This is a genomic window from Aquabacterium sp. (assembly GCF_049317225.1).
Lineage (GTDB): Bacteria > Pseudomonadota > Gammaproteobacteria > Burkholderiales > Burkholderiaceae_C > Aquabacterium.
On the sequence record NZ_JBMOIR010000007.1, the window covers coordinates 60,647 to 84,845 of the forward strand.

20 protein-coding genes are annotated in these 24,199 nt (G+C 62.5%); 12 read left to right on the forward strand and 8 right to left on the reverse strand.

All coding sequences use genetic code 11. The features are described from left to right. Positions 1 to 67 precede the first annotated feature (67 nt). On the reverse strand, positions 68 to 601 hold the full coding sequence (gene ppa / locus ACOYNB_RS07010; protein ID WP_422838397.1) for an inorganic diphosphatase: 534 nt from the start codon (positions 599 to 601) through the stop codon (positions 68 to 70). Positions 602 to 850: 249 nt separating this feature from the next. Here ppa and phaP point away from each other — a divergent pair, with 249 nt between their 5' ends. From phaP to ACOYNB_RS07025, 3 genes are all read left to right on the forward strand, one after another. Next, complete coding sequence (gene phaP, locus ACOYNB_RS07015) at positions 851 to 1,405, forward strand: TIGR01841 family phasin (protein ID WP_374256471.1); 555 nt, start codon at positions 851 to 853, stop codon at positions 1,403 to 1,405. A 219-nt stretch (positions 1,406 to 1,624) separates the two neighbouring features. After that, on the forward strand, positions 1,625 to 2,383 hold the full coding sequence (gene aat / locus ACOYNB_RS07020; RefSeq protein ID WP_422838398.1) for a leucyl/phenylalanyl-tRNA--protein transferase: 759 nt from the start codon (positions 1,625 to 1,627) through the stop codon (positions 2,381 to 2,383). Next, the gene (locus ACOYNB_RS07025) at positions 2,380 to 3,174 is read left to right on the forward strand and encodes an arginyltransferase (protein WP_422838399.1); all 795 of its coding nucleotides are present in this window, start codon (positions 2,380 to 2,382) and stop codon (positions 3,172 to 3,174) included. Before aat ends, ACOYNB_RS07025 begins: the two co-directional genes overlap by 4 nt. On the opposite strand, the gene ACOYNB_RS07030 is transcribed toward ACOYNB_RS07025, so the two are convergent. Beyond that, positions 3,146 to 3,877, reverse strand: a complete 732-nt coding sequence (locus ACOYNB_RS07030; protein ID WP_422838400.1) for an SIMPL domain-containing protein — start codon at positions 3,875 to 3,877, stop codon at positions 3,146 to 3,148. The genes ACOYNB_RS07025 and ACOYNB_RS07030 overlap by 29 nt on opposite strands. Positions 3,878 to 4,061: 184 nt before the next feature. Here ACOYNB_RS07030 and ompR point away from each other — a divergent pair, with 184 nt between their 5' ends. Both ompR and ACOYNB_RS07040 read left to right on the forward strand, forming a co-directional pair. Then, positions 4,062 to 4,799 (forward strand): two-component system response regulator OmpR, encoded by a 738-nt coding sequence (gene ompR, locus ACOYNB_RS07035; protein WP_422838401.1) that lies wholly within the window; start codon positions 4,062 to 4,064, stop codon positions 4,797 to 4,799. 3 nt (positions 4,800 to 4,802) lie between these two features. Beyond that, positions 4,803 to 6,131 carry an ATP-binding protein gene (locus ACOYNB_RS07040; protein ID WP_422838402.1) on the forward strand — a complete coding sequence of 443 codons (1,329 nt, stop codon included), beginning with the start codon at positions 4,803 to 4,805 and terminating at the stop codon, positions 6,129 to 6,131. Here the strand turns inward: ACOYNB_RS07040 and ispF are convergent. Then, positions 6,109 to 6,609, reverse strand: coding sequence for a 2-C-methyl-D-erythritol 2,4-cyclodiphosphate synthase (gene ispF, locus ACOYNB_RS07045; protein ID WP_422838403.1), 501 nt, complete (start codon positions 6,607 to 6,609; stop codon positions 6,109 to 6,111). The genes ACOYNB_RS07040 and ispF overlap by 23 nt on opposite strands. 281 nt (positions 6,610 to 6,890) lie before the next feature. On the opposite strand from ispF, the gene ACOYNB_RS07050 reads away from it, so the two are divergent. After that, positions 6,891 to 8,093 carry an ammonium transporter gene (locus tag ACOYNB_RS07050; protein ID WP_422838404.1) on the forward strand — a complete coding sequence of 401 codons (1,203 nt, stop codon included), beginning with the start codon at positions 6,891 to 6,893 and terminating at the stop codon, positions 8,091 to 8,093. 69 nt (positions 8,094 to 8,162) lie between these two features. Here the strand turns inward: ACOYNB_RS07050 and ispD are convergent, their stop codons facing one another. After that, on the reverse strand, positions 8,163 to 8,915 hold the full coding sequence (gene ispD, locus ACOYNB_RS07055; protein ID WP_422838405.1) for a 2-C-methyl-D-erythritol 4-phosphate cytidylyltransferase: 753 nt from the start codon (positions 8,913 to 8,915) through the stop codon (positions 8,163 to 8,165). 90 nt (positions 8,916 to 9,005) lie between these two features. Between ispD and mfd the strand changes: the two genes are divergently transcribed. Further along, entirely contained in the window at positions 9,006 to 12,491 is a 3,486-nt protein-coding gene (gene mfd, locus ACOYNB_RS07060; RefSeq protein ID WP_422838406.1) for a transcription-repair coupling factor, read from the forward strand. Positions 12,492 to 12,495: 4 nt separating this feature from the next. Here mfd and ACOYNB_RS07065 read toward each other — a convergent pair whose 3' ends face one another. Further along, on the reverse strand, positions 12,496 to 14,175 hold the full coding sequence (locus ACOYNB_RS07065) for an NAD(P)/FAD-dependent oxidoreductase (RefSeq protein WP_422838407.1): 1,680 nt from the start codon (positions 14,173 to 14,175) through the stop codon (positions 12,496 to 12,498). Between the two features lie 73 nt (positions 14,176 to 14,248). Between ACOYNB_RS07065 and serB the strand changes: the two genes are divergently transcribed. Continuing rightward, positions 14,249 to 14,947, forward strand: a complete 699-nt coding sequence (serB, locus tag ACOYNB_RS07070) for a phosphoserine phosphatase SerB (protein ID WP_422838408.1) — start codon at positions 14,249 to 14,251, stop codon at positions 14,945 to 14,947. Between the two features lie 6 nt (positions 14,948 to 14,953). Here serB and ACOYNB_RS07075 read toward each other — a convergent pair whose 3' ends face one another. Together ACOYNB_RS07075 and ACOYNB_RS07080 are read right to left on the reverse strand one after the other, a co-directional pair. After that, the gene (locus ACOYNB_RS07075) at positions 14,954 to 16,267 is read right to left on the reverse strand and encodes a sensor histidine kinase (protein ID WP_422838409.1); all 1,314 of its coding nucleotides are present in this window, start codon (positions 16,265 to 16,267) and stop codon (positions 14,954 to 14,956) included. Next, positions 16,264 to 16,935, reverse strand: coding sequence for a response regulator transcription factor (locus ACOYNB_RS07080; RefSeq protein WP_422838410.1), 672 nt, complete (start codon positions 16,933 to 16,935; stop codon positions 16,264 to 16,266). The genes ACOYNB_RS07075 and ACOYNB_RS07080 overlap by 4 nt, the downstream gene beginning before the upstream one ends. A gap of 74 nt (positions 16,936 to 17,009) precedes the next feature. Between ACOYNB_RS07080 and ACOYNB_RS07085 the strand changes: the two genes are divergently transcribed. From ACOYNB_RS07085 to ACOYNB_RS07095, 3 genes are read left to right on the forward strand one after another with little or no spacing between them, the layout of a single operon-like run. Continuing rightward, a complete protein-coding gene (locus ACOYNB_RS07085; protein WP_422838411.1) occupies positions 17,010 to 18,158 on the forward strand; it encodes an efflux RND transporter periplasmic adaptor subunit in 1,149 nt (382 codons plus the stop codon). A 7-nt stretch (positions 18,159 to 18,165) separates the two neighbouring features. Beyond that, entirely contained in the window at positions 18,166 to 21,249 is a 3,084-nt protein-coding gene (locus tag ACOYNB_RS07090; RefSeq protein WP_422838412.1) for an efflux RND transporter permease subunit, read from the forward strand. Positions 21,250 to 21,258: 9 nt separating this feature from the next. Next, positions 21,259 to 22,551: a TolC family protein gene (locus tag ACOYNB_RS07095; protein ID WP_422838413.1), complete on the forward strand. Its 1,293-nt coding sequence runs from the start codon at positions 21,259 to 21,261 to the stop codon at positions 22,549 to 22,551. Positions 22,552 to 22,567: 16 nt separating this feature from the next. On the opposite strand, the gene rraA is transcribed toward ACOYNB_RS07095, so the two are convergent. Further along, complete coding sequence (gene rraA / locus ACOYNB_RS07100) at positions 22,568 to 23,065, reverse strand: ribonuclease E activity regulator RraA (RefSeq protein WP_422838414.1); 498 nt, start codon at positions 23,063 to 23,065, stop codon at positions 22,568 to 22,570. 124 nt (positions 23,066 to 23,189) lie between these two features. On the opposite strand from rraA, the gene ACOYNB_RS07105 reads away from it, so the two are divergent. Further along, positions 23,190 to 24,188 (forward strand): lysylphosphatidylglycerol synthase domain-containing protein, encoded by a 999-nt coding sequence (locus ACOYNB_RS07105; protein WP_422838415.1) that lies wholly within the window; start codon positions 23,190 to 23,192, stop codon positions 24,186 to 24,188. The last annotated feature ends 11 nt before the right edge of the window (positions 24,189 to 24,199 follow it).

Sequence of the window (24,199 nt, forward strand, 5' to 3'; positions counted from 1 at the left end):
AAACAGTCGGCACAAAAAAACCGCCTGACCTTTTCAGGTCGGCGGCTTGATCGGCGCTGAACAGCGATCAGTGCTGTTTCTTGAAGGCTTCCAGACCGGTCACCACTTCAGCCTTGGCGGCATCAATGCCTTCCCAGCCCACGACCTTCACCCACTTGCCGGGCTCCAAGTCCTTGTAGTGCTCGAAGAAGTGCTTGATTTGCTGAACCAGCAACTCAGGCAGGTCTTCCAGTTTCTGGATGCCCTTGTACATGGCGCAGATCTTTTCGGTCGGCACGGCCACGAGTTTGGAGTCGCCACCGGCCTCGTCTTCCATCTTCAGGATGCCCAGAGGACGGCAAGGGATCACCACGCCAGGCTGCAGAGGGAACGGGGTCACGACCAACACGTCCACCGGGTCACCGTCGGCCGCGATGGTTTGAGGCACATAACCATAGTTGCAAGGGTAGTGCATGGACGTACCCATGAAACGGTCGACGAACACGGCGCCGGTTTCGTGGTCGATCTCGTACTTGATCGGATCAGCGTTGGCGGGGATCTCGATGATGACGTTGAAGACGTCCGGCGCCTTGGCACCTGCAGGAACGTTGAGCAGACTCATGATGGATTGATCACAAGGTTGGAAAACTGAGGATGCGCAAGTGTAGGCGAAGCGCTTGAACGGCACACATGAATCGCTCACGAAGACCAACAACATCCGTTAACAACTTGGCGCCAACTTTTTTGCTGCAGCGCACAAAAAACACTTGCAATCATTCGGAAGATCCCTATACTTCGAACCATGTTGCAACGCAGCAAAACCCGAAAGGCGCTGCAGGCAATCCACCCAATCAAATGACGGAGAAACGACATGCTGACCGCTGAACAACTGCTGGCCGCTCAAAAAGCCAACCTGACCACCCTGTTCGACCTGGGCCAAAAGGCTTTCGAAGGCGTCGAAAAGATGGTTGAACTGAATCTGCAAGTCGCCAAGACTTCGATGGACGAAGTGGCCGAGCACGCCAAGGCTGTCATGGCTGTCAAGGATGCTCAAGAGCTGCTGGCACTGCAAACTGCTCTGCTGCAACCCTCCGCCGAGAAGGCCGCCGCTTACGGCCGTCATCTGTACGACATCGCCTCTTCCACCGGCTCCGAAGTGAGCAAGCTGGCTGAAGCACAACTGGCCGAAGCCCAGAAGAAGTTTGTGTCGGTGGTCGATAACGCCGTGAAGAACGCGCCTGCTGGCACCGAAAACGCTGTTGTGCTGGTGAAGTCGGCTGTGGCCGCCGCCAACAACGCTTTTGACACCGTTCAAAAGGCTGCCAAGCAAGCTGCTGACGTCGCTGAAGCCAACTTTCAAGCCATCACCAGCACCGCTGTGAAGGCTACTCAAGCAGCTTCCAAGACACCTCGCAAGGCTGCTTAAGCGGACGGCGCAGTAAGGCAAATGTCCCGCCTTACAAAACTTTGCATGGAGCAAGCGCACAAAATTTGAACTTTGCGCGCTTGTTCGACTCGGAGAATCACCGCCCTGGACAAGCGGTACTCCCTGAAAGGTTGTCTCCTCGGTACCTCGTGAACTGTTTTCCTGGTACCTTTCAAGCCCGGTGGTGTTTGCCATCGGGCTTTTTTTATCATTGGGCCCATGATTCAATGGATTGAACCGGACGCCCCGCTCCCCCCCACCAGTCAAGCGCTGGGCCCCGAGTCCGAGGCGCCTGGCCTGCTGGCGGCTGGCCGCGACCTGAGCCCCGACAGACTCATCGAGGCTTACCGTCAGGGCATCTTTCCCTGGTTCAGCCCCGGCCAGCCCGTGCTGTGGTGGTCGACCGACCCGCGCATGGTGCTGCCTGTCGATGCGTTCAAGCTCTCCCGTTCGTTGCGGAAGACCATTCAGCGGTTCCGAAGGACACCGGGTTGCGAAATCCGAATTGACTCGGCATGCCAGGACGTGATGCGAGCCTGCGCTCAGACCCCCAGAGTGGGCCAGCAAGGCACCTGGATCGTGCCCGAGATGCAAGAGGTCTACGCAATGTGGCACCAACGCGGCTTCGTCCATTCCGTGGAAACCTGGATGGATGGCGAGCTGGTGGGCGGCCTGTACGGTGTCAACATTGGCCGCATGTTCTATGGCGAATCCATGTTTGCGCATCGGACCGATGCATCCAAGATCGCCCTTTCAGCCTTGATCTGCTTTTGCCGAGAGGCCCACATCGAGGTCATCGACTGCCAGCAAGAAACGCGGCACCTTGCTTCGCTGGGTGCGCGGCCCTGGCCTCGTGAACAGTTTGAGCGGCATCTCGACAAGGTACGAGATCTGCTTGCACCGCCACAGTGGTTCTATGATGACAAACTCTGGGAACACCTCGGCCTCGACAAACCTGAAGCAGACATTGGCGTGTGACGCACCTGAAAGAACTCCCTCTCGCAGCGCTGCAGTTTTACGCAACCGCACCCTACCCGTGCAGCTACCTGGATGGCCGCACAGCGAGGTCACAGGTTGCAACGCCAAGTCATTTGATCAACGCTGATGTTTATTCGGATTTGGTCGCCACGGGGTTTCGTCGCAGCGGGCTGTTCACGTACCGGCCTCATTGCGACGGGTGTCGTGATTGCACCCCGATTCGCGTACCGGTCAACATCTTCCAGCCCACACGCAGCCAGCGCCGAGCCTGGTCCCAGCATGAGCATCTGGAGGCCAGGGTCAGCAGCCTGTCATTCAGCGCAGAGCACTACGACCTCTACCTGCGTTACCAGTCGTCACGCCACCACGGCGGCGGCATGGATCAGGACTCCATCGAGCAATATGCGCAGTTTCTACTGCAGAGTCGCGTGAATTCGCGCCTGATCGAGTTCCGCGATCCACCCGCGACAGGGCAACTGATTGGGACACTGCGTATGGTGTCGATTGTCGACATCCTGAACGATGGTTTGTCTGCGGTTTACACGTTCTACGATCCAGACCCCAAGGCCAGTTACGGCACGTTTGGCGTACTGTGGCAGATCAAGCAGACGCAGAAACTGGGGCTGACGCACCTGTACCTCGGTTACTGGATCGAACAATCCCGCAAGATGTCTTACAAGGCCAAGTTCACGCCCAACGAGGTTTACGTGGATGGCACCTGGCGCAGCATGCTGCCCTCGCCGGACGCCCCCCAGATGGGTGTTACGGCGTCAGAATCACCTGACCGCTGACGGTTACCGACAACTGGCCTTTGCCGGGCTCGACAGGCAAGGCTGCGTCGGCAAACTCCATGGTCTTGGCACGCATGGCCATGAGCACAGGGGGGCGCGATTCAAAACCCGGTTCGGTCGATGACACACTGATTTCCCCCAGTGAATAGCCCTTCAGCCCAAACGCCACGGCCATCTGCGAAGCACGTGCACGGAAGCGTGAAATTGCCTGTTCGGTCAATGCGGATTCATGCTGCTCGCGCAAGGCACGCGACAGGCCGTACTGAACATTCACGATGTTCAGTTGCGCAAGTTTCCCTGCCGTTTGGGAGATACGCGTGGTGTCCGTCCCCTCCAAGAGCAACTGCGCACTCCCCTGCCAGCCATTGATTCGCCCACCATTGGTGTAGCGAGGCTGGATGGAGAACTGCCCCGTGCGAACCGACATCCCCCCTTGAGAGGCCGAGGCCGCCGATTTCGCTTCGCTCAACGCAGCGTCCAGCACTTGCTTGACGGCGGACTGCACCTCGGTGGCTTGTGCCCCTTCTTTGGTGATTTGAAGGGTGACCGTCATCAAGTCTTGCGTGACCTCCTGCGTCGCACTGGTGCTGAACTGAACGACATTGCGGGGAGAGGTGTCTGCCATGCTCGGCGCCGCGGCGGCAGCCAGCAGCATCCATGCAGCGGTACGCACCGCCATCCGTCGTGGGTGTTGAAATGCCATGCAACCTTCCTTTTGTTGGGCAAGAGCTTACTTGAACGCAGCAGGCACGCGCCCGGAGGACCGGATCAGGCACTTGACGTGAATTTCATCCAGCCGCAAGATTTGTAACAGGTGGTCAGCGGTTCGGATTTGCAGTCCCGAAACTACGCACAATCTTGTTTGTTACAAATTCCGAGGAATGCAGATGACGCCCACTCAAACCAACCAGCGACCCGACCGTGTGCTCGTGGTGGACGACGATGCTCGCATCCGGGATTTGCTGCGCCGCTACCTGAGCCAAGAAGGCTTCGAGGTGCTGTTGGCCGAAGACTCCAAGGCACTGAACCGTCTGCTGACGCGAGAAACCGTCGATCTGATTGTCCTGGACTTGATGTTGCCTGGCGAGGATGGCCTGTCCATCTGCCGCCGTCTGCGTGCAGCCAATGACCTGACTCCGATCATCATGCTGACTGCCAAGGTGGAAGATGTGGATCGCATCGTTGGTCTGGAGGTGGGCGCAGATGACTACCTGCCCAAGCCGTTCAATCCCCGCGAATTGCTGGCCCGCATCCATGCCGTGCTGCGCCGCCGCCCCGCTCAAGAGGCACCAGGCGCGCCCGCCAAGGACGCCCAGACTGTTCACTTCGGTCCGTTCGAGTTTGATCTGGCGCTTCGCCGCCTGAGCAAGGATGGTGAACCCATCGCACTGACCACAGGCGAGTTCTCGATGCTGAAGGCGCTGGTGCGCCACCCACGCCAACCGTTGTCTCGCGACAAGCTGGCGCAATTGGCGCGCGGCCGGGAGTTCGAGCCGTTTGATCGCAGCTTGGACGTACAAATCTCTCGCTTGCGCAAGATGATTGAACCTGATCCCGCTCAGCCACGCTATATCCAGACGGTATGGGGTGTGGGCTACGTGTTCGTGCCGGACGGCGGGAACTGACCCATGCCCCGCAAATTATTTGGGCTGAGTCTTTTTTGGCGCACGTTCATCCTGCTGGGCCTGCTGTTGATTGCAGGCATCGCGGCATGGGTGCAAACCTTTCGTGCGCTGGAATTCGAGCCCCGCGCCGTGCAAGCCGCACAGCAGATCGCCAGTCTGGTCAATCTGTCTCGTGCAGGCCTGCGGTATGCCGACGCCATCAACCGCGTCACCCTGATCAAGACCCTGTCGGATCAGGAGGCCATCACACTCAAGCCGCGCGAGCCATCTGACAAGTTCGAGCCTTATGAAGTCAGCCGCTTCACCCAGGCCATCGGCAACGAGCTGAAGTCACGTTTGGGCCCTACCACGGTGGTCGCCAGCAGCGTCAATGGCACGCCTGGCTTGTGGGTGGGCTTTCAAATCGAAAAGGACAACTACTGGCTTCAGGCCGACAGCAGTCGCATTGAACCGATGACCGGTCGCACATGGTTCGTGTGGGTTGGGATTGCCTTGATCGCCACGATGCTGGGCTCGGTCATCATCGCCCGACTGATCAACCAGCCGCTGAAAGAGTTGTCGTTTGCCGCCAGCCGGATTCGCGAGGGCGAATACGACTCGGTGCTGGACGAATCGATGATCACGCGCGAAATCCGTGAGGTGAACCAAGGCTTCAATCGCATGGCCCGCGAATTGGCCAAGGTGGAAGAAGACCGTGCAGTGATGCTCGCAGGCATTTCTCATGATCTGCGCACCCCACTGGCGCGTTTGCGCTTGGAAGCGGAAATGAGCGTGGTCGATGAGGAGGCCAAGCGCAACATCGCCTCGGACATTGATCAGCTCGACGCCATCATTGACAAGTTCATGGACTACGCCCGCCCCGGTGAGGTGGAGTTGGTGCCGGTGAACGTTTCGTCTGTGGTGGACAAGGCCATCAGCCAGTTCCGTGACACGAAGCGTATCCGCATCGCTGCCAAGCTCCCGATTGACACTAAGGTGATGGCGGATGAAACCGAACTGAGCCGTGTGCTGACCAACCTTTTTGAGAACGCTCGCCGCTATGGTCGCAACACCTACACCGGCGTGACCAATGTGGAAGTCAGCTACACCCGCTCAGGGTCTTGGGTGATTTTGAGTGTGCGGGACCATGGGCCCGGCGTGGCCCCGGAAAAGCTGCCGCAACTGACCACCCCCTTCTTCCGCGGGGATGCGGCGCGAACCGCCGCGACCGGTGCCGGCTTGGGGCTGGCCATTGTGGACAAGGCCCTGCACCGCATGGGCGGCGAACTGGAACTCGGCAACGCCCAAGGCGGCGGCCTGGTGGCTCACATCAAGCTGAAGCGGGCACCTTGAACAGCAGGCAGACGGCGCGTGTCTCGATGGCTCGCCCCTCGCCAACGGGCCCCATTTTTTCTGCGGTCTTGGCTTTGACGTTGACCACATCGACCGACACATTGAGGGTGTGAGCGATGCGCTCACGCATGGCCCCGATGTGCGGTGCCATCTTGGGGGCCTGGGCCACGATCGTGCTGTCGACATTCACGATGCCCCAGCCCGCCTCACGCACCCGCCGACACGCTTCTTTGAGCAACACCACGGAGTCAGCACCCTTGAACTGCGGATCGGTGTCTGGGAAGTGACGCCCGATGTCGCCCAGTCCGGCCGCACCCAAGAGCGCATCGGTGATGGCATGCAGCAAGGCATCGGCATCTGAGTGACCGAGCAAGCCATGGGTGTGAGGAATGACCACGCCACCCAAAACCAGAGGGCGACAGGTGACCAACGCATGGGTATCCCAACCCTCGCCCACGCGCATCTGTGGCATTTGCATGAGATGAATTTCCGATTCAAGTGACCAGCCGATATTGTCGCTTGACTCGTTGTGCTGGGCAGTGACGCGCCCCGCACCAAGCGCGCACCACGATGGTGCACACAGTCAATGTACCGACCCTATTGCACCAAATCGACGCGGTGACAGGTTTGTTTTTTGCACAAAACAAAAACATTGCGCACCCATAGCGGGCACGAGAATTGCTTACCATTAGTGCACGCGGACCCATAAAGGCGCAAACGACTCAGATCGGTGCGTCTTTGTTCTTTTGGATGACAACAATGGATCAACTCAAACAAGGCGCTGACACGCTTTTCATTCTTCTTGGCGCCGTCATGGTGCTGGCCATGCACGCAGGCTTTGCTTTTCTGGAGCTCGGCACGGTGCGCGGCAAAAACCAGGTGAATGCTCTGGTGAAAATCCTGGTGGACTTTTGTGTGTCCACCATCGTGTACTTCTTTGCGGGCTACACGATTGCCTATGGCGTGGACTTCTACGCAGGCGCCGGCACGTTGGCACAAAACAATGGCTATGCGCTGGTGAAGTTCTTCTTCCTGCTGACCTTTGCGGCGGCCATTCCCGCCATCATCTCGGGCGGCATTGCAGAGCGTGCCAAGTTTGGTCCCCAGTTAGCCGCCACGGCCGTGATCGTGGGTGTGGCGTATCCGCTGTGCGAAGGTGCGATCTGGAACAACAAGTTTGGCTTTGAAGACTGGCTGCAGGCCTTGACCGGTGCGCAGTTGCATGACTTTGCCGGGTCGGTCGTGGTGCATGCCTTCGGTGGCTGGATTGCCTTGCCCGCCGTGCTGATTCTGGGTGCACGTCGTAACCGTTATCGCAAGGATGGCGCAATGTCAGCCCACCCACCGTCCAGCATTCCCTTCTTGGCGCTGGGTTCGTGGATTCTGGCCGTGGGCTGGTTTGGCTTCAACGTGATGAGCGCCCAGACCATCGACAAGATTTCTGGTCTGGTGGCGGTGAATTCGTTGATGGCCTTGGTGGGTGGCACGCTGGTCGCCGTCTTGATGGGCAAGAACGACCCGGGCTTTGCGTACAACGGCCCTCTCGCAGGCTTGGTGGCCGTGTGTGCCGGCTCCGACATCATGCACCCCGCTGGTGCGCTGGTGGTTGGCGCCATCGCAGGCGCCATCTTTGTGGTGATGTTCACCCTGGTTCAAAACAAGTGGAAGATTGATGACGTGTTGGGCGTCTGGCCGCTGCATGGCATGTGTGGCGCCTGGGGCGGCATCGCAGCCGGTATCTTCGGCCAGACGGCGCTGGGTGGTGCGGGTGGCATCAACTTGCTGACCCAAGTCGTGGGTACCCTGTGTGTGGTGGCCTTTGCGCTGGTCACAGGCGGCCTGGTGTACGGCATCCTCAACAAGATCGCGGGCCTGCGCCTGACACACGAGGAAGAGTTTGAAGGTGCCGATTTGTCTCTGCACCGCATCAAGGCCTCGCCCGAGCAGGAAGTGTCCTGGTAAGACGAAAGTCGGCCCCAAACAAAAGCCCGCCAATGGCGGGCTTTTTTCATGCGCAAAAGCAACGCGCGATCAGGGGCGCGTGGTCAGCAAACGCTCGGCCAGCGCAAAGTCGCCGGGCCAGGTGACTTTGAAATTGTCATAGGCGCCGGGCACCAGGCGTGGCTGATGCCCCAGCATCTCGATGGCACTGGCTTCATCGGTGACGGCGGCTGCGGTGTCAGGATCAGACAGCGCGCTAACCAGCGCTGGACGCAACAATCCCAACCGGAACATTTGTGGGGTCTGTGCGGCCCACTTGCCGGCCCGATCCACGGTGGACTCGGCACGCATGGCGCCACTCTCGGTTTTGACGGCCGCCTTGAGGGTGTCCGCCAAAGGCAAGGCGAGCAAGCCGCCGACTTCATCGTCTTCACAGGCGTCGAGCAGGCGCTCCACCCAGTCAGGCTGGATCAGGCATCGGGCCGCGTCGTGCACCAGCACCCAGTCTTGGGGCTTCGCCCCTCGGGCGAGCAATTCGTGAAGGCCATTGGCGACGCTCTCTGCCCGCGTCGCCCCCCCCACGCGGGCCACCCAGGCGCGTGAACATTGGAAGTGCGGGGCGTGTTGCTCGAACTGAGTGTCTTCGGGGGAGAGCACCACCAGCGTAGCGTCGAGTCGAGGTACGGCCAACAGGGCATCCAGCGTGTGCGCGACCACGGCCTTGCCGGCCACGGGGTGGTATTGCTTGGGGCCGCCCACGCCGGCGCGTTCCCCGACGCCCGCGCAGGGCACCAAGGCAAAGGCGCGGGGCTTGTATTCGTGTGAAGCAATCGAGAGAGCCATGGGGAGATTGTCCCCCACCTAAAATGGCTGTTTTCAGGTTTCTCACGCCCGCACAGCGCTTGTCCGGGCGCTTTGTCATTTCTGAACGCCATGCTGCCTGCTCTGCCCTTGCCTTCCATCACCCCCGGCAAACGCTACACCGTCCCACGCCCGACGGGCTCGGGCGATGCGCTGCTGCTGGCTCGTTTTGCCGAGGCCCGCAAAAGCCAGGGGCAGATCACGGCCATCCTGACGGCAGATGCGGCGGATGCGCAGCGCCTGCTGGACGAAATGGCTTTCTTCCAGCCGATGTTGCGCTGCGCGGTGTTCCCGGACTGGGAGACGCTGCCCTACGACACGTTCTCGCCTCACCAGGATCTGATCTCCGAGCGGCTGGCCACGCTGTGGCGGATCCAGCAAGGCGTGGCGGCAGACACTGGAGTGGACGTGGTGCTGTTGCCCGCCACCACGGCCCTGACGCGTCTGGCACCCCCCTCTTTTCTGGCGGCGTACACATTTCACTTCAAGCAGAAGCAGAAGCTCGATGAAGCGGCGCTGAAGTCCCAGCTCACCTTGGCGGGCTACAACCACGTGAGCCAGGTGGTGTCACCGGGTGAATATGCAGTGCGTGGCGGATTGATCGACCTGTACCCCATGGGCTCGCCTGTGCCCTACCGGGTGGACCTGTTCGACAACGAGGTGGACTCCATCCGCACGTTCGACCCGGACACCCAGCGCAGCCTGTACCCCGTTCCTGAAGTGCGTTTGCTGCCGGGGCGCGAGTTTCCGATGGACGAAGCGTCGCGCGCGGAGTTCCGCAACCGCTGGCGTGAGCGCATCGAAGGGGATCCGACCAAATCCCGCATCTACAAGGACATTGGCACCGGCGTGGCTACGGCAGGCATCGAGTACTACCTGCCCTTGTTCTTCGATGAAACGGCCACGTTCTTCCAGCATCTGGGTGAGCAAGCCGCGGTGGTACTGCACGGTGACATCAACGAGTCCATCGAACGCTTCTGGACCGAGACGCGTGAACGCCATCGCTTCTTGCAGCATGACCCTGAGCGGCCCTTGCTGCCGCCGGAAGACATCTTCCTGAAGACGGACGAGTTTTTCACGGCCATGGGCAACCATGCGCAGTTGGCGGTGCGCGGTGCCGAGCCCACGGAATGGGCGCGGCCTCTGCCCAGCCTGGCTGTGGAACGCGGGGGACAAGACCCGCTGCGCAAGCTGGAACAGCACATCGACAAGACAGACCTGTCAGGGCAGCGCGTGCTGGTGGTGGCCGAGAGTGCCGGCCGCCGCGAGAGCTTGATGGAGTTGCTGCGAGACCATCGCATTGACCTGCCCAGCATCGATTCGCTGCAGGCGTTTCTGGAGAGCGACCATCGCCATGCGATCACGGCGGCGCCTCTGGCCGCGGGTTTCATCTGGCATGACGCACAGAACACGGCCACGGGCATCCACTTCGTCACCGAGACGGAGTTGTTTGATGCCACGCCCACCACGCGCCGCCGCAAGAAGGCCGAGCAGGCCACGGATGTGGATTCGCTCATCAAGGATCTGAGCGAACTGAATGTGGGTGACCCGGTGGTGCACAGCAACCATGGCATCGGGCGTTATCAGGGTTTGATCAATCTGGATCTGGGCGATGGTCCGTCCGAATTCCTGCACTTGGAATACGCCGACAAGGCGACCTTGTACGTGCCGGTGTCTCAACTGCATCTGATCAGCCGCTACACCGGCGTCAGCCCAGAAGAGGCGCCACTGCACAAGCTGGGTTCGCCTCAATGGGACAAAGCCAAGCGCAAGGCCGCCGAGCAGGTGCGCGACACCGCTGCCGAACTGCTGAACCTGTATGCCCGCCGTGCGGCGCGGGAAGGCTATGCGTTCCGCTTCCAACCACAGGACTACGAGGCATTTGCGACAAGCTTCGGGTTTGAAGAGACGCCCGATCAGCGCGCGGCCATCCATGCGGTCATTCAGGACATGGTCAGCCCGCAACCGATGGACCGTCTGGTCTGCGGTGACGTGGGCTTTGGCAAGACCGAAGTGGCCTTGCGCGCCATGTTTGTGGCCGTGACCAGCGGCAAGCAGGTGGCGTTGCTGGCGCCCACCACCCTGCTGGCCGAGCAGCATTACCAGAACATTGCCGACCGCTTTGCCCAGTGGCCCGTGAAGGTGGCAGAGATGTCGCGCTTCCGCTCGGCCAAAGAGATCAAGGCGGCAATGCAGGGCATTGAAGACGGCACGATCGACATCGTTGTGGGCACGCACAAACTGCTGAGCGAGTCGGTCAAATACAAGCGCCTGGGCCTGCTCATCATCGATGAAGAACACCGCTTTGGCGTGCGTCACAAAGAGGCCATCAAGGCCATGCGCGCGGACATCGATGTCCTGACCCTCACGGCCACCCCCATCCCCCGGACCCTGGGCATGGCGATGGAAGGCCTTCGCGACCTGAGCGTGATCGCCACCGCGCCACAGCGACGCCTGGCCATCAAGACCTTTGTGCGCAGTGAGGGCAGCAACATCATCCGCGAGGCGGTGTTGCGGGAGCTCAAGCGCGGCGGGCAGGTTTACTTCCTGCACAACGAGGTGGAGACGATCGAGAACCGCCGCGACAAGCTGCAGGAGTTGCTACCCGAGGCCCGCATCGGCATTGCCCATGGCCAGATGCCCGAGCGCGAGCTGGAGCGCGTCATGCGCGACTTCGTGGCCCAGCGCCACAACGTGCTGCTGTGCTCGACCATCATCGAGACCGGCATTGACGTGCCGAGTGCCAACACCATCATCATCTCGCGCGCGGACAAGTTCGGTCTGGCGCAGTTGCACCAGTTGCGCGGTCGTGTGGGACGGTCTCACCATCAGGCCTATGCCTATTTGTTGGTGCCCGATGTCGAGGGGCTGACCAAGCAGGCAGCCCAACGTCTGGATGCCATCCAGAACATGGAGGAGCTGGGCTCCGGCTTCTACCTGGCCATGCACGATCTGGAGATCCGTGGCGCCGGCGAAGTGCTGGGCGACAACCAGAGCGGCAACATGATGGAAGTGGGCTTCCAGCTCTACAACGAGATGCTGGCCGAAGCGGTGCGTTCGCTGAAGGCGGGCAAGGAGCCAGACCTGCTCTCACCACTGGGCATGTTTGGCAGCAACACCGATGTGAACCTGCATGCCCCCGCCCTGCTGCCCGACGCCTACTGTGGTGACGTGCACGTGCGCCTGAGCTTGTACAAGCGGCTGGCCACGGCCGACTCGCTCGACAAGATCGAGAAGATGCTGGAAGAAATCGTGGACCGCTTTGGCAAGCTGCCCCCGCAGGCGCAAGCCTTGTTCGACACGCACAAGCTGCGGGTGCAGTCCAAGCCCTATGGGGTGATCAAGATCGATGCCGCGCCGGGCATCATGAACATCACCTTCCGCCCCAATCCGCCGGTGGAGCCCATGCGCATCATTGAGCTGGTTCAGAAGAACAAGCACATCAAGCTGGCGGGCAACGACAAGCTGCGCATTGAAAAGGCCTTGTCCGACCCGAAAGACCGCGCACAGTACGTGCGCGATCTGCTGCGGCATCTGGGTCAGCCGCTGAAGGGCTGAGGCCTCAGTCCTTGATGCTGGGGGCCTTGACGCCGAGGATGGCGGCGCCCACGGCCTCGGCCACCTCGATGCCGTCCACCCCGGCGGACATGATGCCGCCGGCGTAACCCGCGCCTTCACCGGCTGGGTACAAGCCCTTGGTGTTGAGGCTTTGGTAGTCACGGCCACGGGTGATGCGCAGCGGTGACGAGGTCCGGGTTTCGACACCGGTCAAGACCGCGTCCTTCATGGAGAAGCCCTTGATCTGGCGCTCGAAGGCGGGCAAGGCCTCGCGGATGGCATCCAGACAGTAGTCAGGCAGGCTGCCAAAGCCAGGCTGCTGCAGATCGGTCAGGGTCACGCCAGGCTTGTAAGACGGCTCGACATTGCCCAGCACCTTGCTGCGCTGGCGCTTGATGAAGTCGCCGACCAGGGCGCCGGGCGCTTTGTAGTCGCCTTCACCCAGTTCATAGGCGCGCGACTCCCAGAAACGCTGGAAGGCGATGCCATCGAGCGGACTGACCGGGCCTTCGGTTTTGCCGTCCTGGCGGTAATCCTGCGGCGAGATCCCCACCACGATGCCCGCATTGGCATTGCGCTCGGCACGCGAGTACTGGCTCATGCCATTGGTGACCACGCGGTTGGGTTCGGATGTGGCCGCCACCACCGTGCCCCCGGGGCACATGCAGAAGCTGTAGACCGCACGGCCGTTCTTGGCATGGTGGACCAGCTTGTAGTCGGCCGCCCCCAGCAGTTCGTTGCCGGCATTGGGCCCGAAACGGGCCGCATCGATGATGCTTTGCGGGTGCTCCACACGGTAGCCAATCGAGAACGGCTTGGCTTCCATGAAGACGCCGCGCTCGTAGAGCATCTTGAAGGTGTCGCGCGAACTGTGGCCCAGCGCCAGCACCACGTGATCGGCGCGAATCTGATCGCCGTTTTGCAGCATCACGCCGCGCACATGTCCGTCGTCGATCAAGACATCGGTGACATGCTGCTCAAAGCGCACTTCCCCGCCCAGCGCAATGATGTCGGCACGGATTTTTTCGACCATGCTGACCAGACGGAAGGTGCCGATGTGCGGCTTGCTCACGAACAGAATTTCTTCGGGGGCGCCGGCTTTGACGAACTCGGTCAGCACCTTGCGCGTGAGGTGACGCGGGTCGCTGATCTGGCTGTAGAGCTTGCCGTCCGAGAAGGTACCCGCGCCACCTTCGCCAAACTGCACGTTGGACTCGGGATTGAGCACGCTCTTGCGCCACAGGCCCCAGGTGTCCTTGGTGCGCTCGCGCACTTCCTTGCCGCGCTCCAGCACGATGGGGCGCAGACCCATCTGGGCCAGGATCAGTGCCGCAAAAATGCCGCAGGGACCGAAGCCAACCACCACCGGGCGCAGGTCGTCGGGCTGGCGGAAATCGGCCGGGGCGTGTCCGACAAACTGGTAGGACGTGTCAGGCGTGGGGCGAATGTGCTGGTCTTTGGCCAGTCGCTGCAGCAGGCTGGCTTCCAGCTCGGGCGTGGCCAACTCACAGTCAATCGTGTAGATCAGGACGATGGCCGCCTTCTTGCGCGCGTCGTAACTGCGCTTGAAAACGGTGAAATTCTGGAGTTGGGCATCCTTGATGCCGAGTCTGGCCACCACCGCAGGACGCAGTTCGTCCTCAGCATGGTTCAGGGGCAGACGCAGTTCGGTGATTCGCAGCATAGTGCGGGATTATCTCAAACTGGGATAATCGCGGGTTTCATGATCCCCTCGGCGCTCGCCTCAAGGTCTTTCCATGTCTGCACAAGAATTTGCTCCCGGTCTGGTGATTCAACACTTCGCTCCGCCCCTACGCCTGAGCGACTTCAAGGCCATCGCCTTTGACATGGACTCGACCCTGATCAGCATCGAGTGCATCGATGAGATTGCCGACGCCGTGGGTAAGAAGGCAGAGGTGGCTGCCATCACCGAGGCGGCCATGCGCGGCGAGATCACCGACTTCAAGGACAGCCTGCGTCGCCGCGTGGCCCTGCTGCAAGGCGTGCCGGCCGAAGCCCTGCAAGAGGTGTACGACCAGCGCCTGAAGATCAACCCCGGCGCACCGGAGTTGATCAACGCCGCCAAGGCCGCCGGCTTGCAGACACTGTTGGTCTCAGGCGGGTTCACCTTTTTTGCCGACCGCGTGCGTGACCGTCTGGGCATGCACGAGGCGCACTCGAACACGCTGGAGATTGAAGGCGGGCTGCTGACCGGCCGCGTGTTGGGCGACATCGTCGACGGCGAAGCCAAGAAGCAGCACTTGCTGCGTCTGTGCGAGCGCATTGGCTGCGACCCTCGCCAGTCCATCGCAGTGGGCGATGGGGCCAATGACCTGCTGATGATGGGTGTGGCCGGCCTGAGCGTGGCCTATCACGCCAAACCCAAGGTGCGCGAACAAGCCATGGTCGCCATCAATGAAGGTGGCTTGGACCGCGTGCTGGCCTTGATGACCTGATCGCGTTCACGCTTCGCTGGGCGGCGGGGCGATCGTCATGCTGACGATGCAGCCCTGACCCGATGTGTCACCCGCAGCGCCAGCCGATACCGTGGCCACGCCACCGTGCTTTCTGGCGACCAAGTCCACCAGCGTCAACCCCAGTCCCAATACGCCTTCGCCCTGCCCGGAGGCCAGTGCCTGTTGCACCTGCGCAAGGCGGTCTGCCGACCAGCCCGCGCCGTTGTCTTGCACGTCCATGCGCACGCCCCGCTCATCAGACTGAATCTGAACGCGCACCTCGGTGGCCTGATGCCGTGCGGCGTTGTCCAGCAGGTTGAGCATGGCGGCGGCCAGCAAGTCCGGATCGGCGTGCACCACGGATGGCCCCGACACCCGCACTGACACGCCTTTGACGGGCATGCGCGCGAGCAAGTCAGCCAGTTCCACGGACTGCCAGTGCACTTCGCCGCCTGCGCGGAACAAGCTGATGAGGGCTGAGACCACGCTGCGCAGTTTGGCCGCGGCAGCCCGGATTTGCCTCAAGCGGGGCTGCCGTGCTTCGTCAGCCTCTTTGATGGCCACGGCCAATTGCGCATCCAGACCGGCCAGGGGCGTGCGCAACGCATGTGCAGCATGCGCGGCAAAGGCACGCTCATGGGCCACCCGGGCGTGCAAGCGCTGCCCCAGGTCATCCAGGGCTTCTTGCAGCGGGAGCAACTCGGCCCGGTCAGCGGCAGGCAAACGCGCCTCGGCATGAAGGGGATCAAACCGGGTGACGCTCAGTGAAAGCCGGTTGAGCGGCTGCAGTTCGGCTCGCAGGCGGGCATTGAGCCACCACGCCGACAACAAACCGATGATCAGCGCCACCCCCATGCTGGCACCGAGCACCGAGCGCTGAGCGTGGGTACGTGCCAGATCAGGCTGCGCCACGTGCAAGACACCTTGCTGATCTGGCAGGGGCAGCGTGTAAAGGTGCCAATCACTTGTGTGGCTGAAGCCCGGCTCTCGAATGAGGGTCAGAGGTTGAACGGGTGCGCTGTGCGAACGCAATCCCACGCCACCGCTGGGGCGCACGACTTGCCACACCAGCCCCTCGCGATGAGGGGGCGCCGGCAAGCTGCCATCGTCGGGCAGTGCCTGCCCATGGCTCATGCTCAGCACGCCGTAGACCAGCTCGGCCGATTCTTGCAAGCCCGCATCCAGCAGCCGATCCAGCGAGCGGTGCAACACCGTGCCGACGGTCAGCGCCAGCAACAGCCCCCAGGCCGCGGCAATCAGCAACACGGTTCGGGCCAGCCGGGTGCGAATAGAGGGCAACACAGCGGTCGGTGTGCTCATGCCTGCCCCATCTTGTAGCCCATCCCTCGTACCGTCTCAACCACGTGACGACCCAGCTTGCGCCGGAGGTTAGCCACATGGACTTCCAGGGTATTGCTGGCCACATCGATCGCAGAACCCAGCACCAGCGACTCCAGGTCGCTTTTGGAAACGATGCGACCCGCTCGGGTGACCAGGGCTTCCAGCACCGCCCACTCGCGCGCGGTCAACATCACGCTGTCGAGCAGGCCATCCGCCGTCCGCAGGGATGCGGCCTTGGCGGACACGTCCACCACCAGCTTGCCAAATACCTGTTGAACCGCCATGCCCCCACCCACACGTCGGCGAATGGCGTGCAGACGGGCCACGAGCTCTTCGGGCTCAAACGGCTTGACGAGGTAGTCGTCAGCCCCTGCGTCCAGACCTTGCAGGCGGTCTGCCAGCAGATCGCGGGCGGTCAGCACCACGATCGGGCGCACATCGCCCTGTCGTCGCAAGGCCTTTACCCAGTCCACACCGGAGCCATCCGGCAGTTGCCAGTCCACCAGCAGGGCGTCATAGGCCCCGTCATCGCCAATGCGCGCTTCGTGCAGGGTGCGACGCCAGTCCACATGGTGCCCCTCTGCCTGCAGAAAGTCCCGCAAGCCTTCGCCAAGGGTCGCGTCATCTTCCAGCAGCATCAATCTCATCTTGAACCCGGCGTTGTGTTGGTGCGGCAACCATAGCACCGCCAACACCCTCGTGTCTTAAGGATGGCTTCAGCTTGGCACGTCAGACTCACGGTCAACCTCATGATGGTATGAACCCCATGCACGCCAAACTGCCTTCTAACCGCCTGACCCGCAGCCTGCTTGCCACCCTGTGCGCCTTCGCCGTGACCGTGCCCGTCTGGGCCACCGAGCCGATTTCGCTCAAGGCCAGCCAGGTCAGCAGCCTGGGCATCCAACTGGCGACGATTCAGCCTCAGGACGCCGCCCGTCAGCGTTTTCCGGCTCAAGTGACAATCCCAACGGCCCAACAACGGGTAGTCGCGGCACCGGTGGCCGGCGTCATTGAAGCGCTGGCCGTCAGCACCGGTGATGCGGTCAAGGCCGGACAAGGACTGGTTCGCTTGCGCAGCCCCCAGATTCAAGAATTGCAGCGCGATGTCAGCCAAAGTGGCAGCCAGTTGGATCTGGCCAAGCGCATCGCTGGCCGGGATGAGGCCTTGTATCAGGAGGGGTTGATTTCCCTGTCGCGACTGGAAGCCAGCCGCGCGCAACTCGCGCAACAGCAAGCGCTGGCGCAGGAGCGTCGACAAACCCTGGCCATGAGCGGTGGCGTGGCCCGCCCCAACGCCGACGGCAGCATCAGCCTGACGGCCCCCCTGAGCGGACGCGTGCTGGAGCAACTGGTCGCCGTGGGACAACGGGTGGAAGCCGCCACCCCGCTGTACCGGATCGCCGCCCTGGAAGCGCTGTGGATAGACATTCAGGTGCCCGCCAAGCTCACCAGCCAGGTTCGATTGGGCCATGCCGTCAGTGTAGTGACCCCGGACGGCGGCACGGTAACCGGTGAGGTGATCAGCCTGGGCGCCACGGTGGACGCCACCACGCAGACCAGTCTGGTGCGTGCCCGCGTGCACAGCAAAGGCCAGGCAGGGCGCTTGCGTCCGGGTGAATTGGTGGAAGCCAGCGTCAGCGTTCCCGGCTCAGACGGCGTGAGTTTGAGCACCCTGCCCGCCCAGGCCTTGGTGAGTGCCCCCGGCGGCACGCACCATGTGTTCGTGGCATCAGCCCCAGGCCGCTTTGTGTGGACCCCCGTCAAGGTGCACAGCCAGTCGGGCGCCTCGGCCGTGGTGTCCGGCCTGCCAGCGGGCAGCCAGGTGGTGGTGCGCGGCACCGCTGCGCTCAAGAGCCTGATGGCGGAATGAGGCTGCCATGCTGACCAAACTGATTGAATTCTCGCTGCGCCAGCGCTTGCTGGTGATGTTGCTCATGCTGATGCTGGGGGCCGCGGGCATCCTCGCCTGGCGCGCGGTGCCCATTGATGCCTTTCCGGATGTCTCCAGCACCCAGGTGAAGTTGATCCTCAAGGCACCGGGCATGACGCCCGAAGAGGTCGAGGCACGCATCACCGTGCCCATTGAACAAGAGGTCTTGGGCATTCCCAAGCAGAAGTCGCTGCGCTCGACGTCGAAATACGGCCTGGCCGACATCACGCTGGACTTTGAGGACGGAACCGACGTCTACTGGGCACGCCAGCAGGTCAGCGAACGCCTCGGTGGCGTCATGGGAGACATGCCGGCCTCGGTTTCCGGCGGACTGGCCCCCATCACCACCCCGCTGGGTGAGATGTTCATGTTCACCATCGAGGGCCCGCAATCGCTGGAAGAACGCCGACGCGTGCTCGACTGGGTGATTCGTCCCGCGCTGCGCAGCTTGCCCGGCGTGGCAGACGTGAACAGCCTGGGTGGCTTTGTGCGCACCTTTGAAATCGTGCCCAATCCACAAGCCCTGCTGGCGCAAGGCCTGACCATCAACCAGGTGCAAGAGGCACTCACCACCGCGAACGCGAACGATGGTGCGGGCCGCCTGCAAGCGGGTGAAGAAGCCGTGATCGTTCGGGCCGAAGGCGCCATCCAAACCCTGGACGACGTGCGCAACACCGTGGTGCGGGCTACCGACGGCCGCGTGACCCGCATCAGCGATGTGGCGGATGTCCGCATTGGCGAGCTGACCCGCTATGGCGCGGTGACCCGCAATGGCCAGGGCGAGACAGTGGAAGGACTGGTCCTGGGCTTGCGCGGTGCCAACGCCCGCCAACTGGTGTCCAGCGTACAAGCGCGACTGGACACACTGGCCCCCACCCTGCCCCAAGGCATGCAGATCGTGCCTTTTTATGACCGCGGCAAACTGGTGGATCGCGCCGTGCACACGGTCAGCAAGGCGCTGATGGAAGCCGTGGTGCTGGTCGTGCTGCTGCTGTTGGCCTTCTTGGGCAATCTGCGCGCTGCTGTGGTCGTGGCTGTGATGTTGCCCATGTCCGCCTTGGGCACTTTTGTGCTGATGCGCCAGTTTGGTCTCTCTGCCAACCTGATGAGCCTGGGGGGGCTGGCGATTGCCATTGGCATGCTGGTCGACGGCGCCGTGGTGGTGGTGGAAAACATCGAAAGCCACCTTGCCCACGGCGATGCCGCCAAGATGCCCATGCTGCAAGTCGTGATGCGTGCGGCGCGCGAAGTCGTCACCCCCGTGGCGTCGGGCATCGCCATCATCATCATCGTGTTCCTGCCCCTGCTGAGTCTGGAAGGGCTGGAGGGCAAGCTGTTTGGCCCTGTGGCGCTGACCATCGTCTTCGCGCTCACGGTGTCCCTGCTGCTCTCGCTGACCCTGGTTCCGGTGCTGGCCTCGTGGCTGCTGCGCGTGGGCAACCATCAGGAACCCTGGCTGATGCGCCAGCTCGATGGGGTGTACGACCGTGCCTTGTCCACTGCCTTGCGCCACCCGCGCGCCTTGATAGGCGGGGCACTGGCCGCACTGGCCCTGGCTGGCGTGCTGTTCACGCAAATCGGCAAGACCTTCATGCCCACGCTGGACGAAGGCGACATCATCATGCAGCTGGAAAAGCTGCCGGCCATTGGCCTGAGCGCCACGGCTGAGTTGGATTCGCGCGTGCAGCAAGCCATTCTGAAACGGGTACCCGAGGTGGCGTCCATCGTGGCCCGCAGCGGTTCGGACGAGCTTGGGCTGGACCCCATGGGGCTCAACCAGACCGACACCTTCATGGTGCTCAAATCCATGAGCGAATGGCGCCAGCCCGACAAGGAATGGCTGATTGGTGAGTTGCGCCAGGTGATGGAAGACTTTCCCGGCGTGGACACCGGTTTCACGCAACCGATCGACATGCGCGTGTCCGAAATGTTGACAGGCGTTCGTGGCGATGTGGCCATCAAGATCTACGGCACCAAGCTGGACACGCTCAATGACTTGGCCGCCAAGGCGGAAAAGATCATTGGGGCCATTCCGGGCGCCACCGACACCCTGACCCTGCGCAACGATGGCGTGCAATACCTGCAAGTGTCCATCGACCGTCAGGCCGCCGGTCGACTGGGTTTGAATGCCCAGTCCATTCAGGCCGATCTGCGCCGCTGGGTCGAAGGCCAGCCCATTGGCCTGATCCAGGAGGACGGGCGCCGCACGCCGCTGGTCATCCGGGGCAGCAGTGCGTTGCGCCAAAGCCCGGCGGACTTTGAGGCCCTGCGCCTCGTCACCCCCGAAGGGCATGCCGTGCCACTGAGCGCCGTGGCCCGCCTGGACAACCGTGACGGCCCGGTCAAGATCGACCGCGAACAAGCCCAACGCTACGTGGTCATCCAAACGAATGTGCGGGGACGGGACTTGGTGGGCTTCGTGGATGAGGCCAAAGCCAAACTGACCCAGACCCTGCCCATGCCGCAGGGCTATCAGGTGACCTGGGGCGGTCAGTTCGAGAACCAGCAGCGTGCAGCCCAACGTCTGGGGCTGGTGGTTCCGGTGGCACTGCTGCTGATCTTCTTCCTGCTGTTCTCCACCTTTGGGTCGGTGCGGCAAGCCGCGCTGGTGCTGTCCAACATCCCGTTGGCCCTGATTGGTGGCGTGGTGGCACTGGCCATCACCGGGGAATACCTGTCGGTGCCGGCATCGGTGGGCTTCATCGCCCTGCTGGGGATCGCGGTGCTCAACGGTGTCGTGATGGTGAGCTACTTCAACCAGTTGATTGAGGAGGGCCGCAGCCCCCGGCAAGCGGTGCTGGAAGGCGCCAAGCGACGCCTGCGCCCTGTTCTCATGACGGCCTCGATCAGCGCAGGCGGGCTCATCCCCCTGCTGTTTGCCACCGGACCAGGCAGTGAAATTCAAAAGCCGCTGGCGATCGTGGTGATTGGTGGCCTGGTGAGTTCCACCGCCCTCACGCTGCTGCTGTTGCCCCTGGTGTACGAACGCTTTGGTGTTCGCCCTGTCGATGCCGATGCCACGGCGCTCTGAAAGCACAACATGTCTCAGACTTTCATGCTGAACCGATCTCTGCGGCGCACCGCGCTCGCCCTGGCCATGACTGCGCTGATGGGCTCGATGACCGCCCCCGCGCACGCGCAGATCGCGTCCATCCTGCCGACGGACGCAACCTTCGCCACCTGGGTGCAGCGACACCCGCTGTGGCGGGCCCAGGCTGCACAGTCGCAAGCTGAACAACAGCAAGCCGAGCAACGCCGTGCCGGCCCCCATGAGTGGACCCCTTCGCTGATGGTCGGCCGACGACAAGTCGCCGCAGAAGCCGCCACGCCTTCGACCCGTGAGCGCGAATGGGAAGCCACGCTGGAGCGCGGCATCCGACTGCCTGGCAAACAACTGGCCGCCGAACAAGCCTCGCAACAACAGCAACGTCTGTCAGCCCAACGCATGCAGCAGACTTGGCGACAACTGGCCCTGCAAGCACTGACGCAATACAGCGACTGGTTAAGGGAAGCCAGCCTGACCACGCTGTGGCAAGCCCAGGTGAACTTGCTGACACGGGAGACACAAGCCACCGACAAACGCCAGCGCCTCGGTGATGCCTCGCGGGTCGACAGCGCCCAGATTCAGGCCGCGCTGAGCCAAGCCCAATGGCAGGCGCAGGCGGCGCAGCAACGGAAGGAGGCACGCGGGCGCCAACTGCAAAGCCAATTCCCAGGCTGGCCGTTGACGATGCCCACCGCGCCTCAGCAGCCCCCCACCGATGCGCTGGATGTGCCCGCTGTGACCGATGCTCTGGTGGCCAACGACCCAGAGTGGCGAACAGCCCAGCTGGAGGCGGACCAAGCCCTCACCCTGGCCAGACTGGATCAGCGTGAACAGACCCCGGATCCGACCGTGGGGCTGAAGCTCGCCCAGTCACGCAACAGCGCTGAAAAAATGCTGGGCGTGACGCTGTCCTGGCCCATCGGCGGCGCGGCGCGCAGCCATTCGGCACAAGCCAGCGCTGCGCAAGCCGAGGCGGCACGCCAACGCGCGGAATGGGCGCACACGCAGGCGCAACAGGGCTACACCCAAGCCAGACAGAATGTCACCGACAGCCTGCAGCGTTGGCAACTGGCTCACGCCGCCTGGCAACAACTGCAGAACGTGGCCATGTCCCTTGAAAAGGGATTCTGGCTGGGAGAAGGCAGTCTGAACGAGCTGCTGCAAGCCCGGCGCCTGGCCAACGACCAAGCACAGGTCGCGGCGCAAGCCGAGGTCGATCACCTGCTTGCCCGCTGGACCTGGCAAGTGATGACGGGCACCCTGTGGGCCCCGTCATCGGCCCTCTGACAACGAGAGCAACGGGTCAAGCCAGCTGCTTGTCCATCACCACGATGCCGTCTTCGTCGGCGTAAACCCAGTCACCGGGGCGCACCCACACGCCCTGGATCTGCACAGCCACGTCCTTCTGGCCTTCGTTGCGCTTTTCGGTCGGCAAGGGCATCAGGCCCAGGGCGCGGATGCCCACATTGCATTCAGCCAATTCAGCAGAGTCACGCACGCAACCGTCCACGATCACGCCCGCCCAGCCGTTCTTGGCCGCCGCCTTGCCGAGGTTGCCGCCCACCAAGGCGCGGCGCAGCGAGGCACCGCCATCGACCACCAGCACGCGACCATGGCCTTCGGAGTCGACCGCGGCCTTCACCAGTGTGTTGTCTTCAAAACACTTGACGGTGCTGACCTGACCGAAAAACTTGATGCGCTTGCCGTAGTCCTTGAACACAGGGGGCAACACGCGGAAGCTGCCGTCGCTGTCGTTCTTATGTTCATCACAGATATCGCAGGTTGCGAAATGGGTTGTCATCTCAATGGCTCCTGACTGTCATGGAAAGCATGCAAACACGGAATTGTCACCCCTGTCCGCAGCGGCTTTGAGCAAGATGCAGGACAATATCGGGTTGACCTGAACCCTGTCCGCCCGACTTGTCGTGACGCAGCCACTCGAAACCACTCCGCGCCCCACCTTGGCCGCCCGCATGAAGATGCTGGTGGCGTGGGCGCTCGGCCTGGGTTTGCTGGCCTGGCTACTGCATCGTACGCCACTGTCCGAGGTGGCGCAGGCCCTGCAACAACCGAGTCTGGGCACCTGGGCCCTGACGCTGGCGGGCTTGCTGTTCAGTTACGGCCTGCGTGCGGCCCGCCTGCAGGTGGTGCTGGATCTGGATGCACACCATCGTCCGCCCCATCGCTGGCTGGGGCTGCGCACCGACTCCCTGCGCGTCATCCTGATGCACAACGCCGCCGTCAACCTCTTGCCCATGCGCGCGGGCGAGCTGAGTTTTCCCTGGCTGGCATCGCGTGAGTTGGGCATGTCGCTGCCGCGCGCAGTGGCGTGCCTGATGTGGATGCGCGTGCAAGACCTGCTCATCTTGCTGATGCTGGGCATCTGCCTGTGGCCGGGCGTGCCACTGGCCTGGCGTGGTGCCGCGCTGCTTGCCATGTGGGCGGGCTGGTTCGTCGCCAACGCGGTGATGCGCCGATGGTTTGAGCAGCATGCAGAAGCCCCGTCCGATGCCCAGGCCGGCGGCATGCGCCGCGTTTTGCACAAACTGCGCCATGCCTTGTTCGAGCCGGCACACCATCGCCCCGCGGCCTGGCTGCTGACCCTGGCCAACTGGAGCGTGAAACTCGCTGCCGGTGCCTGCCTGCTGGCCTCCATCACAGGTAGCCCGTGGTCCACCGCCTGGGCCGGCGCCCTCGGGGGTGAACTGGCTGCGGTGGTGCCCCTGCAAGGCCCAGCCGGCTTTGGCACCTACGAAGCTGGCGTCTGGGCAGGCATGGCCGCCCATCTCCCCTCACAATCGCCCGCACTGGCTCTGGCAGTCAGCGCGGCGCTCGCCCTACACGTCTGTTTTTTGCTGTGCGCGGTCTTGGCCGGCGCGGTGGCCTTGCTGCTGAGCAAGCTCAACGCCCGCTCTGACGACTGATCGCACCCGTA

Bases quoted from the DNA above. Each gene is read 5' to 3' on its own strand.
- ACOYNB_RS07040 (WP_422838402.1), top strand. From the start codon at position 4,803: ATGCCCCGCAAATTATTTGGGCTGAGTCTTTTTTGGCGCACGTTCATC.
- ispF (WP_422838403.1), bottom strand. From the start codon at position 6,609: ATGCAAATGCCACAGATGCGCGTGGGCGAGGGTTGGGATACCCATGCG.
- ACOYNB_RS07065 (WP_422838407.1), bottom strand. From the start codon at position 14,175: ATGCTGCGAATCACCGAACTGCGTCTGCCCCTGAACCATGCTGAGGAC.
- aat (WP_422838398.1), top strand. From the start codon at position 1,625: ATGATTCAATGGATTGAACCGGACGCCCCGCTCCCCCCCACCAGTCAA.
- ACOYNB_RS07095 (WP_422838413.1), top strand. From the start codon at position 21,259: ATGTCTCAGACTTTCATGCTGAACCGATCTCTGCGGCGCACCGCGCTC.
- ACOYNB_RS07050 (WP_422838404.1), top strand. From the start codon at position 6,891: ATGGATCAACTCAAACAAGGCGCTGACACGCTTTTCATTCTTCTTGGC.
- mfd (WP_422838406.1), top strand. From the start codon at position 9,006: ATGCTGCCTGCTCTGCCCTTGCCTTCCATCACCCCCGGCAAACGCTAC.
- ACOYNB_RS07080 (WP_422838410.1), bottom strand. From the start codon at position 16,935: ATGAGATTGATGCTGCTGGAAGATGACGCGACCCTTGGCGAAGGCTTG.
- ompR (WP_422838401.1), top strand. From the start codon at position 4,062: ATGACGCCCACTCAAACCAACCAGCGACCCGACCGTGTGCTCGTGGTG.
- phaP (WP_374256471.1), top strand. From the start codon at position 851: ATGCTGACCGCTGAACAACTGCTGGCCGCTCAAAAAGCCAACCTGACC.
- ppa (WP_422838397.1), bottom strand. From the start codon at position 601: ATGAGTCTGCTCAACGTTCCTGCAGGTGCCAAGGCGCCGGACGTCTTC.
- ACOYNB_RS07090 (WP_422838412.1), top strand. From the start codon at position 18,166: ATGCTGACCAAACTGATTGAATTCTCGCTGCGCCAGCGCTTGCTGGTG.
- serB (WP_422838408.1), top strand. From the start codon at position 14,249: ATGTCTGCACAAGAATTTGCTCCCGGTCTGGTGATTCAACACTTCGCT.
- rraA (WP_422838414.1), bottom strand. From the start codon at position 23,065: ATGACAACCCATTTCGCAACCTGCGATATCTGTGATGAACATAAGAAC.
- ACOYNB_RS07075 (WP_422838409.1), bottom strand. From the start codon at position 16,267: ATGAGCACACCGACCGCTGTGTTGCCCTCTATTCGCACCCGGCTGGCC.
- ispD (WP_422838405.1), bottom strand. From the start codon at position 8,915: ATGGCTCTCTCGATTGCTTCACACGAATACAAGCCCCGCGCCTTTGCC.
- ACOYNB_RS07030 (WP_422838400.1), bottom strand. From the start codon at position 3,877: ATGGCATTTCAACACCCACGACGGATGGCGGTGCGTACCGCTGCATGG.